The following is an 11,704-nucleotide window of genomic DNA, read 5'->3' as shown; positions in this document are numbered from 1 at the left end:
GCGGGTCAGTTGACATAGATGTCGCCTGACACACTGCATTCGCGAGCAGGCTCGCTCCCACAATGGAAAATGAAAAGCCCGCCGAGGTGTGAACCTTGGCGGGCTTTTTTGTGGCTGAGATCTTTTCCTCCCTCACCCCAACCCTCTCCCCCCAAGGGGGGCGAGGGGGAAAGGGGGCAGACCGAGTGCTGTTCAAACCTGAGTTCGACTTGATAGTTCAGGTCGGCGTATCTCGAACAAACAACGCGATCAGTCCCCTCTCCCTCCGGGAGAGGGCTAGGGTGAGGGGCTTTTGACTTTTTAGAACGCGCCCATGTAATCGCGTTTACCCACTTCAACACCGTTATGACGCAGCAGCGCATAGGTGGTGGTGACATGGAAGAAGAACTGCGGCAGACCGTAAGTCAGCAGGTACGACTGGCCACTGAAGCGCTTCTCTTTCGGCGTGCCCGGACGGGTGACGATTTCGATGCCTTCCTTGCCATTGATCTGCTCTGGCTTGATCTCGCCGATAAAGGCCAGAACCTTGGCGATCAGGGCTTGCAGCTCGGCGAAGGTGGTTTCTGTGTCGTCGTATTTCGGCAGCTCGACTTCGGCCAGACGTGCCGAAACACCTTTGGCGAAATCGACGGCGATCTGCACCTGGCGGGTCAGCGGGAACATGTCCGGGTACAGGCGGGCCTGCAGGAACGCGTTCGGGTCGATGTTTTTCTCGGTGGCGTGGGCTTCAGCCTTTTTCAGTACATCGCTCAGGGCGTTGAGCATTTGTTGAAATACCGGGACGGATGCGGCGTACAGGGAAATGGTCATGGCAGTCTCGTGTGGTGGCTGGGTGGAACAAGGAGGCGATTATAGCCATGCTTGATGACCACACGGCTTGCCTTTTGTTTGGCAAGGATTAGGCTAGGCGCCTTCGACTGCAGAGGGAACGCGCGATGACCACAGAGACAGAATCCAGCTTCGACGAACCACGGCTCAATGCCACGGAAATCCGCATCCTTGGTGCGCTGATCGAGAAACAGGCAACCAGCCCGGAAACCTACCCGCTGACCCTCAATGCGCTGGTGCTGGCCTGCAATCAGAAAACCAGTCGCGAACCGGTGATGAACCTGACCCAGGGCCAGGTCGGCCAGAGCTTGCGCGCTCTCGAAAGCCGCGGTTTCGCCAAACTGGTGATGGGCAGCCGAGCCGACCGCTGGGAGCATAAGGTCGACAAGGCGCTGGAACTGGTGCCGGCGCAGGTGATTCTCAGCGGACTGATGTTTCTGCGCGGTCCGCAAACCGTCAATGAGCTGCTGACCCGCAGCGGACGCATGCATGATTTCGAAGACGCCGAACAGGTGGTGCATCAGCTTGAGCGCTTGATTGCGCGCGGGCTGGCGGTGCTGATTCCGCGTCAGGCCGGGCAGCGCGAAGATCGTTATAGCCATGCGCTGGGTGATCCGGCGGATAGCGAGGCGATCATGGCGGCACGGCAGAATCCGCAGGATCGATCGAGCGCCGGCGTTTCCGTAGAACGCATCGAAGAGCTGGAAGCGCGGATTGCGGCGCTGGAAGAGCGCCTGGCCCGCCTCGAATAATCACCACCGTTTTATTGTGGGAGCGAGCCTGCTCGCGAAGAGGTTGTGTCAACCAGATCATTTTTGAATGACACACCGCATTCGCGAGCAGGCTCGCTCCCACAGGGGTTATTCATCAGGCTTCAGATCCTGGGGTTATTCACCCTCCCAGTAATCCACACCATCCGCCTGCCGTGCCACCGCGACAAAACCTGAGGCATTGCCCTCGGCATCCACCTTGAAGTTATCCATCACCACGTACTTGTTCGAATCCGGGTATTCGCAAATGTCCGGTTGCTGTTGGGTACTCACCGCCAGATAACGCAGTTCGCCCGAGCTGGTATTGATGATCTGATGCGCCTTTTCCGGCCCACCCGGCGGACAAGCGATCACGTCGCCTTCGCGGATCGGAAAGCGCTCGGCGCCAAGACGTACCTCGCCCTCCCCGGCCACCACGTAAAACATTTCTTCATTGACCCGATGGCTGTGAAACGGACTGCCACGCATACCCGGTGGCAAGGCGTACAGGCGATAACCGAGTTTCTGCGCCCCCAATTGCTGGCCAATCCGCGCCATGCGCTGTTGGTAGCGGCCGGCGGTTTCGCCTTGCGGGGCAAGGGCTTCGGGCAGGGGTTCGAGTTCGACCTGATGCAGGTTGAGGATGGGCGGATGCATGGGAGCCTCGGTCACGGTTTTTGTGGGGGGGCTAGTCTGTGCTTGCTGGTGAGGCAGTATAGGCAGCAGGATAAACCGAGGTGAATTCATCGCTGGCAAGCCAGCGATGGGGCCTGGGGCTGCTCACATATTTATGCTCCGCCCCGATACCTGTGGGAGCTGGCTTGCCAGCGATGGGGCCGGTAAGGCCCCTACACAACTCAATGATCAGCTACGGGCAAACGCCACCGCCGCCGCGAATTGCTCTTCAGTCGGGCGCACGCCGGTGTACAGCACAAACTGCTCCAGCGCCTGAATCGCAATCACCTCAAGCCCGGTAATGACCTTTTTGCCCTCGGCCCGGCCACGCACGATCAACGGCGTCTCCGACGGAATCGCGACCACATCAAACACCGTTTCGGCAGCTTTTATCACCTCCGGTTCAAACGCCAACTGTCCCGCCTCCGGCCCGCCGTCCATGCCCACCGGCGTCACATTGATCAGCATCTGCGGACGTTCATCACCCAGTTCCGCCTGCCAGCGATAACCCAGCGAATCCGCCAGCGCACGCCCGGCGCGCTCGTTACGCGCAACAATCAAACCGTTTTTGTAGCCACCATCACGCAGGGCACTGGCCACCGCTTTGGCCATGCCGCCGCTGCCTCGCAGGGCAAACGTCGATTCCTTGGGCACCGCGTGGGTTTCCAGCAACTGCGCAACGGCGATGTAATCAGTGTTGTAAGCCTTGAGGTGGCCGGCGGTGTTGACGATGGTGTTGATCGACTGGATCGCCGCCGCCGACGCATCCAGTTCATCAACCAGCGCAATGCACGCTTCCTTGAACGGCATCGACACGCCGCAACCACGGATGCCCAAGGCGCGAATCCCGCCGACCGCGCCGGTCAGGTCCTGGCTGCTGAACGCCTTGTAATAGAAGTTCAGACCCAACTGCTCATACAAATGGTTGTGAAAACGCAGACCGAAATTCCCCGGGCGCCCCGACAGGGACATGCACAACTGGGTGTCTTTGTTCGGGTTCATCTGCATGAAACTTCTCCTTCAAACGCACTTTCGGATAAACGGGATTAGCCAGCCCAGCGGCTTCTGAACGATCATAGGGGCGTGTTTAAACGTGTTCCGGGGCCATCACTTGGCTTGGTAAAGAAGCCGGTACAGACCTTACACAAAATTTACCCAACAGCTGTGCTGATTTTCAGAATCTCGCTGTCTTAGAAGTATCCCCGCGACAACTGTGGGCCTGGTGCAGGCCCTGCCGCCGGGTCGAAGAACCGAGGAATTATCATGATTCGTAAACTCCCCATTATGGCCTTGTTGATTGGCGCACTTGCGGTCACAGGTCAGGCAGAAGCCGGTGGTGGCCACGGCTGGCAAGGCCCTGCGGTGTTTGGCGCGATCGTCGGCTCGGCCATCATCGGCTCGGCGCTGATCAACCAGGATCGACCGGTGTATGTGCAACAACAGCCGGTTTATGTTCAGCCACAACCGGTCTACGTGCAGCAACCACCGCCACCGGTCTACTACCAGCCAGCGCCGGTGTACGTGCAACAACCGGTCTATGTTCAGCCGGCCCCGGTGTATTACGGCCCGCCGCGCGGCTATTACGGTCGGCCTCATGGCTACTACGGCGGCCCACGCTGGTAACCGAAACACAAAGCCCTGCTTTTACAGCAGGGCTTTTTTATGACCGTTGGTCGGCCAGCGTCTGAAAAAATCTCGCCAAGGTCGCTGTGAGGACAGTTTCACCGGCTAAAGTCGGCATGATTGATTGACCGTTATGTACATTTCCATCAAACGGTCATTTATTTGTCATGACGGAACCGCAATCTGAATCCGTCCGTAAACAACAGGTTGATAACAACAAGGACGACTGTATGCCAACACAAAATCCGCACCGCATCGTCGGCCTGTGCACCTCCAGCAAGGTGTACAGCGCGCTGACCGAACTCAAGCACCTCGAAGGCCATCGCTGCGCCAAGCTTCTTTCGCTGCTGGCGGAGAACCTTGTGCACAAAGGGCTGCTCAACGAGCGCGAAGTCATGCACATGCTTGACCAAGTGGTCGATTGAGCCAACCCTCAACGGCGTCAATGACCACTATCGAAAGCGTTGATTGTCCGTAAAAACGGCGAGTCTCTAAGGTAGCTCCATTGATAGATGGAGGTACTCGTCATGGCTCAGGTTCAAATCATGTCCGTTATCGGCAGCGCTGTTCCCGCTTCGCTCAGGGCCTCAGGCCTGCTCGCCTGCTGGTATCTGATGCGTGATGGCGAAGCGATCAGTGGCCCGCTGACGTCCTTGCCCGCTGCGCAGGCACTGTCGCAGAAGCTGGTCAGCGAGCCGTTTCACGCTTAAGGCAATTGCACCTTGGGCTTGGTCTCGGCGAACAGTGCCCAGCTCGACATGAACAACGCCGCAATCAGCGGCCCGATCACAAAACCGTTCAGGCCGAAGACTGCCAGACCACCCAGGGTCGAGATCAGAATCATGTAATCGGGCATTTTGGTGTCCTTGCCCACCAGAATCGGTCGCATCACGTTGTCCACCAAACCGATCACGAACACCCCGAACAAGCCCAGCACCACACCTTGCCAGATCATCCCGCTGAGCAGGAAATACACCGCCACCGGCGCCCAGACAATCCCCGCGCCCACCGCGGGCAGCAGCGACAGAAACCCCATCAACACCGCCCACAGCAATGCACTGGGGATGTCGAGAAACCAGAAAATCGCCCCGCCCAATGCGCCCTGCGTCACCGCGACCACCAGATTGCCCTTCACCGTCGCCCGTACTACGCGGTTGAACTTCAACTGCAGGCGACGTTTGTGACCTTCCTCCAGCGGCACGGCAGTCCGCACCTTGCGCGCCAGTTCGGCGCCGTCACGCAGAAAGAAAAACAGCAGATACAGCATGATGAAAAAACTCACCACGAATTCGAACGTGCCCTGGCCAAAACTGAAGGCCTGACTGGCCAGCACCTGGCTGCCCTGCATCGCCGATTTAACGATCTTCTCGCGCAGGCCGTTGAGTTCGCCCATGCCGAAACGGTCGAGCAAGTGCTGAAAGTACGGCGGCAGGCTGTTTTTGAACTGCGCCAGGTAGGCGGCAATGTCCAGCTCGCCGCTTTCGATGTTCTTGTAGACCGTCGCCCCTTCCTGCACCAGCAGCACACTGAGGATGATCACCGGCAGAATCGCGATCACCAGACAGATCGACAAAGTACACAGCGACGTCAGATTACGCTCCCAGCCAAATTTCGCCTGCAGCCGGCGCTGCATCGGCGCAAACACAATGCCGAGAATCACCGCCCAGAACACCGCGCCATAGAAGGGCAAGAGGATCCAGATAAACGCCACCGTGACCAGCAACAGCAGCACGGTGAGGGATTTGAATTGAAGGCTTTTTTCGTTCATGTCCGATCCATGTCAGTCAGGCGTCGTGCACGCCCCGATGCTTAGTCACCCGGGGCCTGCACGAGTGCCATCTTTTATTCATGGAGCATAGTTGTGGATCAGCGCGAGCCGCCGAGATCAATCACCCACAACAAAACACGCTCAGTGCAAAGCGTAGATCCAGATCAATAAACCGCGCCCGAGTGCGCATTACCCTGCCGCACTTTTGCGACCGACACCGCCATGACCCCTACCCTCGCCGCCCCCGAACTGCTTGCCCCCGCCGGCACCCTGAAAAACATGCGCTACGCCTTCGCTTACGGCGCCGATGCGGTCTACGCCGGCCAGCCGCGTTACAGCCTGCGGGTGCGCAACAACGAGTTCGATCACGCCAATCTGGCTCTGGGCATCCGTGAAGCGCAGGCGCAGGGCAAGCGCTTTTACGTGGTGGTCAACATCGCGCCGCACAACGCCAAGCTGAAGACCTTCCTCAAGGATCTGGCACCGGTCATCGACATGGCACCCGACGCGCTGATCATGTCCGACCCGGGACTGATCATGCTCGTGCGTCGACACTTCCCGCAGATGCCGATTCACCTTTCCGTGCAGGCGAACACGGTGAACTGGGCGAGTGTCGAGTTCTGGCAGCAGCAGGGCTTGAGCCGGATCATCCTGTCGCGGGAATTGTCGCTGGAGGAAATCGGCGAGATCCGCGAACAGGTGCCGGGCATGGAACTGGAAGTGTTCGTCCACGGCGCGCTGTGCATGGCCTACTCCGGGCGCTGCCTGTTGTCGGGTTACATGAATAAGCGCGATGCCAATCAGGGCACCTGCACCAATGCCTGTCGCTGGAAATACTCGGCGCAGCAAGCCACGGAAAACCAGCTCGGCGAGATCGTCCAGACCTTCCAGCCAGAGCCGACGCTGGGCCTTGGCGCGCCCACCGATCAAGTGTTCCTGCTGCAGGAAGCCAACCGCCCCGATGAATTGATGCCGGCGTTCGAGGACGAACACGGCACCTACATCATGAACGCCAAGGATCTGCGCGCAGTGCAGCACGTCGAGCGTCTGACGCGCATGGGCGTGCATTCCCTGAAAATCGAAGGCCGGACCAAATCGCACTTCTATTGCGCGCGCACCACCCAGGTTTATCGCCGCGCGATTGATGATGCAGTGGCTGGCCGTGAGTTTGATCGCAACCTGATGACCGACCTGGAATCACTCGCGCAGCGCGGCTACACCGAAGGTTTCCTGCGCCGGCATGTGCATGACGAGTACCAGAATTATCAGAATGGCAGTTCGGTGTCGGAGCGCCAGCAGTTCGTCGGTGAGTTGACCGGCGAGCGGCGTGGGCGGCTGGCCGAGGTCAAAGTGAAGAACCGCTTTGCCCTTGGCGATCATCTGGAGTTGATGACGCCCAAGGGCAACTTTCATTTTGATCTGCATGAGTTGCAGGGCTTCAAGGGCGAGGCCATCGAGGTGGCGCCGGGGGACGGGCATACGGTGTATCTGCCGATTCCGGATGCAGTGGATTTGCGGTTCGGGTTGTTGATGCGGGATTTGCGTGATGCCTGAGCAGGCCCTCACCCTAGCCCTCTCCCAGAGGGAGAGGGGACCGATCGGGGGATATTGCAGAAATCCAAGGACCAGAAAATTCGTCGGTGAATCCACAATCGACTCTTCTAACCAAGAAGATTGGACTTGGCCGAATCCATAATCGACTCGGTCGTTCAACTTGGCTGAATCCATAATCGACTCGATTGTTCAACTTGGCTGAATCCATAATCGACTCGATTGTTCAGGTCGACGTATAACGCCTGACACCTCGGTCGGCCCCCTCTCCCTCCGGGAGAGGGCTGGGGTGAGGGCGCGCCGGATGGACTGTACATAGAGTCTGTGCACGCCACAAAATCTTGTAGGAGCGAGCCTGCTCGCGAAGAGGCCGATAAATCCAGCACAACAACCAAGTCTCAGCGCCGATCATCCGACAACGGCGTCGGCTCATCCGCCGGCGGCACATCCTCATCGTCCGCTCCCGGGTCTTTCCAATCATCTGGCCGGTCGGCGTCACTCAATGGATCGCGCCCCGGGGGCATTCCCATCGGTGAATCGTGATCAGCCAGTGTCGGCTCATCGGTACCGGGCAGCGGCCGGGTCGGATCGGTGGGCAGCACACCACCCTGAAACAGCACATCATTAGCCATGACACACCTCACCAAGTAGGTCCGGAAAACCCGGGCCGTACAACTTGGAATCAGCCCTGCAGACGGCGTGCTATCGAACAGACCAACGGCCATCAACCCCGCGCGGAAAACCGGTCGCGGCTGTTGGTCAGGTGCAGCCACATCGCTGCCCGCGCAGCATCTGCATCCTGACGCTTGATCGCATTCAGAATCGCCTCATGCTCCAGATGAGCCAGTTGCCCGAGTTTGCTCAGATCCGCCGCACCGCGCTCGGCCGCATTGAGCCGATGACGCGGAATCATCGCGCTACCCAGGTGCTGCATGATCTCGCTGAAGCAAACATTGCCGGTGGCCTCGGCGATCAGCAGATGAAAGCGCCGATCCGCTTCGACGCAACTGTCGTTGTTGTCGAGGAGCCGCTGATAGTCATCCAGCGCCTGACGCATCTGCAGCACTTGCGGCTCCGTGCGCCGCTGCGCCGCCAACGCCGCTGCTTGGGTTTCAAGGCCCAGACGCAATTCGAGGATGCTGCGCACACCCAGCGCCGTGTCGACATTCAAACGCAAGCCCTGCTCCGCAACACGCTCGATGACGAACGTACCGATGCCGTGGCGCGTCTCCACCAGCCCGGAAGCCTGCAATTTGGAAATCGCCTCGCGCACCACGGTGCGGCTGACCCCGTGTTCCTGAACGATGGAATTCTCCGACGGCAGTTTGTCGCCGGGTGACAACTGGCCAAGCAGGATGCTCTGGGTGAGCTTCTCAACCAGATCATGGGCGAGGTTGTGCGCACGTTTGCGGGTGGGAGCGTCGAGGTCTTCTTGCATGGTCGGTTCCGGTGATCGGGGCTTGTGGATCGTAGCATCCTGCGGGGATAACACAGTTGAGTTTAGCGCCTCTACTTGTATGACAACACTCGAATTAATCGTGAGTTCCTCCTGCAACCCTGCCGATCAAAGCCGTGTGATCGAGAGACGACGTCACGTTTTACGACCTTCAATCTCCAACAAACACTGAGAAGTAACGCAAAACAGCATAAAAAATCGCCTTCCCAGAGAAAAATAATCGACCCTCCCCACTTGTAGGACAAATTTTCCGAGTTGTATGATGTCTATCAACAGCGCAACACATGCCCTGCCCCGCATAAAAATAATCAGTGGGAGAAAACCAAGTGAAAACCTCCGTCTCCGGGATGCACGAGGGCGTCGATTCGACACTCGCGACCGCCATCTCGAAAGTGAAACGCCACGTCCTGCCGCTCTTCGTGATCATGTTCATCGTCAATTACATTGACCGGGTGAACATCGGTTTCGTCCGCACCCACATGGAACATGACCTCGGCATTGGTGCCGCCGCTTACGGCTTCGGCGCCGGGCTGTTCTTTATCGGTTACGCGCTGTTCGAAGTCCCGTCGAATATGCTTCTGCAGAAAGTCGGCGCACGCATCTGGCTGACCCGCATCATGTTCACCTGGGGTCTGGTCGCCGCCGGCATGGCCTTCATCCAGAACGAAACCCACTTCTATGTCTTGCGCTTTCTGCTCGGCGTGGCTGAGGCCGGGTTCTTCCCCGGGGTGATTTACTACTTCACCCGTTGGCTGCCCGGCGCCGAACGCGGCAAGGCCATTGCAATCTTCCTCAGCGGCTCCGCCGTGGCCTCGTTGATCTCCGGCCCTTTGTCCGGTCTGCTCCTGCAAATCAACGGGCTGGGCATGCACGGCTGGCAATGGATGTACTTCATCGAAGGGATGTTTTCCGTGTGCCTGTGCGTCTTCGTCTGGTTCTGGCTCGACGCCAAACCCCACGACGCGAAATGGCTGACCCGCGCCGAACAGGACGCACTGGTCAACGCCATCGACGCTGAACAGAAGGCCCGCGAAGCTGCGACGCCGATCCGGCCATCGATGGGCAAACTGCTCAAGGACCGGCAGATCATCCTGTTCTGCCTGATCTATTTCTTCATTCAACTGACCATCTACGCGGCGACCTTCTGGCTGCCAAGCATCATCAAGAAAATGGGCGAGATGAGTGACTTCCAGGTCGGCCTGTTCAACTCGATTCCATGGTTGCTGTCGATCATCGGCATGTACGCCTTCGCCTCGTTCTCGGCCAAGTGGAAACACCAGCAGGCGTGGGTCGCCACCGCCCTGTTGATCGCCGCCGCGGGGATGTTCATGTCCACCACCGGCGGGCCGATCTTCGCTTTCGTCGCGATCTGCTTTGCTGCGCTGGGCTTCAAATCCGCCTCGTCGCTGTTCTGGCCGATCCCGCAGGCGTATCTGGATGCCCGCATCGCTGCGGCGGTGATCGCGCTGATCAACTCGGTCGGCAACCTTGGCGGCTTCGTCGCGCCGACCACGTTCGGCCTGCTGGAACAACACACCGGCTCGATTCAGGGCGGCCTCTATGGCCTGGCCGCGACGTCGATCATTGCCGCAATCATTGTCTTCTTCGCGCGCACCACGCCGAAACCTGCTGCCGACCTCGCCGTGGCTGACGCCGCGCCAAAGCACGCCTGAACTTTTTACAAGGATAAGAACATGACCGCACACGACACCGCCAAAGCCCCGATCATCACCGACATGCAAGTCATCCCGGTGGCCGGCCACGATGGCATGCTGCTCAATCTGAGCGGCGCCCACGGGCCGTTTTTCACCCGCAACATCGTCATCCTCAAGGACAACGCCGGCCACACCGGCGTCGGTGAAGTGCCCGGTGGCGAGTGCATTCGCCAGACCCTGGAAGACGCGCGCAACTTGGTGGTCGGCAGCCCGATCGGCACGTATCAGAAGATCCTCAATCAAGTGCGCCAGACCTTCGCCGACCGCGATGCCGGCGGTCGTGGCCTGCAGACGTTTGACCTGCGTATCACCATCCACGCAGTGACTGGCCTCGAAGCGGCGCTGCTCGATCTGCTTGGTCAGCATCTGGACGTACCGGTGGCGGCGCTGCTCGGTGAAGGCCAGCAACGCGACGAAGTAAAGATGCTCGGTTATCTGTTCTACGTCGGCGATCAGCGCGAAACCAACCTCGCCTACCGCAGCGAACCGGACGCCGACAACGACTGGTTCCGCGTACGTCACGAGAAAGCCATGAGCGCCGAAGCCGTGGTGCGCCTCGCTGAAGCAGCCCATGCCAAATACGGTTTCAAGGACTTCAAACTCAAGGGCGGCGTGCTCAGTGGCGATGCGGAAATCGAAGCCGTCACCGCCCTGGCCGAACGCTTTCCCGAGGCGCGCATCACCCTTGATCCGAACGGCGCGTGGTCACTGAAAGAGGCCATTCGTTTGTGCCGCGACCAGCATCAGGTGCTCGCCTATGCCGAAGACCCGTGCGGTGCGGAAAACGGTTATTCCGGCCGTGAAGTGATGGCCGAATTCCGCCGTGCTACCGGATTGAAAACCGCCACCAACATGATCGCCACTGACTGGCGCGAGATGGGCCACGCGATCCAGTTGCAGTCGGTGGACATTCCGCTGGCCGACCCGCACTTCTGGACCATGCAGGGTTCGGTGCGCGTGGCGCAGATGTGCCATGAATGGGGCCTGACCTGGGGTTCGCATTCCAACAATCACTTTGATATCTCACTGGCGATGTTCACCCACGTCGCCGCTGCCGCACCGGGCGAGATCACCGCGATCGACACCCACTGGATCTGGCAGGACGGCCAGCGCCTGACCAAGGCCCCGCTGCAAATCGTCGATGGTCTGGTGCAGGTGCCAAAGAAACCGGGGCTGGGAGTCGAGCTGGACATGGATCAGCTGGCCAAGGCTCATGAGCTATATAAAGGCATGGGCCTCGGCGCGCGGGATGACAGCGTGGCGATGCAGTTTCTGATTCCGGGGTGGACGTTCGATAACAAGCGGCCGTGCCTGGTGCGCTGATGCCTCACTGATAACT

Annotated in this window: 13 protein-coding genes; 7 read left to right on the top strand and 6 right to left on the bottom strand. The window is 59.2% G+C overall.

Annotated elements, in window-relative coordinates; all coding sequences use genetic code 11:
- Positions 1–300 precede the first annotated feature (300 nt).
- The gene (locus M9827_RS18890) at positions 301–810 is read right to left on the bottom strand and encodes a DUF1993 domain-containing protein (protein ID WP_250606589.1); all 510 of its coding nucleotides are present in this window, start codon (positions 808–810) and stop codon (positions 301–303) included.
- A 125-nt stretch (positions 811–935) separates the two neighbouring features.
- Between M9827_RS18890 and M9827_RS18885 the strand changes: the two genes are divergently transcribed.
- On the top strand, positions 936–1,580 hold the full coding sequence (locus tag M9827_RS18885; protein ID WP_250606588.1) for a YceH family protein: 645 nt from the start codon (positions 936–938) through the stop codon (positions 1,578–1,580).
- A gap of 135 nt (positions 1,581–1,715) precedes the next feature.
- Here the strand turns inward: M9827_RS18885 and M9827_RS18880 are convergent, their stop codons facing one another.
- Positions 1,716–2,234: a cupin domain-containing protein gene (locus M9827_RS18880; RefSeq protein WP_250606587.1), complete on the bottom strand. Its 519-nt coding sequence runs from the start codon at positions 2,232–2,234 to the stop codon at positions 1,716–1,718.
- A 207-nt stretch (positions 2,235–2,441) separates the two neighbouring features.
- Positions 2,442–3,260, bottom strand: coding sequence for a shikimate 5-dehydrogenase (locus tag M9827_RS18875; RefSeq protein WP_250606586.1), 819 nt, complete (start codon positions 3,258–3,260; stop codon positions 2,442–2,444).
- 255 nt (positions 3,261–3,515) lie between these two features.
- Here M9827_RS18875 and M9827_RS18870 point away from each other — a divergent pair, with 255 nt between their 5' ends.
- The 3 genes from M9827_RS18870 (at position 3,516) to M9827_RS18860 (ending at position 4,585) form a co-directional block, all read left to right on the top strand.
- A complete protein-coding gene (locus M9827_RS18870) occupies positions 3,516–3,875 on the top strand; it encodes a hypothetical protein (RefSeq protein ID WP_187677652.1) in 360 nt (119 codons plus the stop codon).
- A 230-nt stretch (positions 3,876–4,105) separates the two neighbouring features.
- The gene (locus M9827_RS18865) at positions 4,106–4,300 is read left to right on the top strand and encodes a hypothetical protein (RefSeq protein WP_129391949.1); all 195 of its coding nucleotides are present in this window, start codon (positions 4,106–4,108) and stop codon (positions 4,298–4,300) included.
- Between the two features lie 102 nt (positions 4,301–4,402).
- Positions 4,403–4,585, top strand: coding sequence for a hypothetical protein (locus M9827_RS18860; protein WP_123450964.1), 183 nt, complete (start codon positions 4,403–4,405; stop codon positions 4,583–4,585).
- On the opposite strand, the gene M9827_RS18855 is transcribed toward M9827_RS18860, so the two are convergent.
- On the bottom strand, positions 4,582–5,643 hold the full coding sequence (locus M9827_RS18855) for an AI-2E family transporter (RefSeq protein WP_250606585.1): 1,062 nt from the start codon (positions 5,641–5,643) through the stop codon (positions 4,582–4,584). The two genes, M9827_RS18860 and M9827_RS18855, sit on opposite strands and share 4 nt — an antisense overlap.
- Before the next feature lie 222 nt (positions 5,644–5,865).
- On the opposite strand from M9827_RS18855, the gene trhP reads away from it, so the two are divergent.
- The gene (gene trhP, locus M9827_RS18850; RefSeq protein ID WP_250606584.1) at positions 5,866–7,197 is read left to right on the top strand and encodes a prephenate-dependent tRNA uridine(34) hydroxylase TrhP; all 1,332 of its coding nucleotides are present in this window, start codon (positions 5,866–5,868) and stop codon (positions 7,195–7,197) included.
- Positions 7,198–7,592: 395 nt separating this feature from the next.
- Here trhP and M9827_RS18845 read toward each other — a convergent pair whose 3' ends face one another.
- Together M9827_RS18845 and M9827_RS18840 are read right to left on the bottom strand one after the other, a co-directional pair.
- On the bottom strand, positions 7,593–7,826 hold the full coding sequence (locus tag M9827_RS18845) for a hypothetical protein (RefSeq protein WP_250606583.1): 234 nt from the start codon (positions 7,824–7,826) through the stop codon (positions 7,593–7,595).
- A gap of 92 nt (positions 7,827–7,918) precedes the next feature.
- Complete coding sequence (locus M9827_RS18840) at positions 7,919–8,632, bottom strand: FadR/GntR family transcriptional regulator (protein ID WP_250606582.1); 714 nt, start codon at positions 8,630–8,632, stop codon at positions 7,919–7,921.
- Positions 8,633–8,976: 344 nt separating this feature from the next.
- Between M9827_RS18840 and M9827_RS18835 the strand changes: the two genes are divergently transcribed.
- The gene (locus M9827_RS18835; RefSeq protein WP_250606581.1) at positions 8,977–10,323 is read left to right on the top strand and encodes an MFS transporter; all 1,347 of its coding nucleotides are present in this window, start codon (positions 8,977–8,979) and stop codon (positions 10,321–10,323) included.
- A 21-nt stretch (positions 10,324–10,344) separates the two neighbouring features.
- Positions 10,345–11,688 carry a glucarate dehydratase gene (gene gudD, locus M9827_RS18830; protein WP_250606580.1) on the top strand — a complete coding sequence of 448 codons (1,344 nt, stop codon included), beginning with the start codon at positions 10,345–10,347 and terminating at the stop codon, positions 11,686–11,688.
- Positions 11,689–11,704 lie beyond the last annotated feature (16 nt).

It is taken from the genome of Pseudomonas sp. AKS31 (genome assembly GCF_023634765.1).
Taxonomy (GTDB): Bacteria; Pseudomonadota; Gammaproteobacteria; order Pseudomonadales; family Pseudomonadaceae; genus Aquipseudomonas.
The sequence above is the reverse complement of the archived record's forward strand: the minus strand, read 5'-3'. Positions and strand labels throughout refer to the sequence as shown.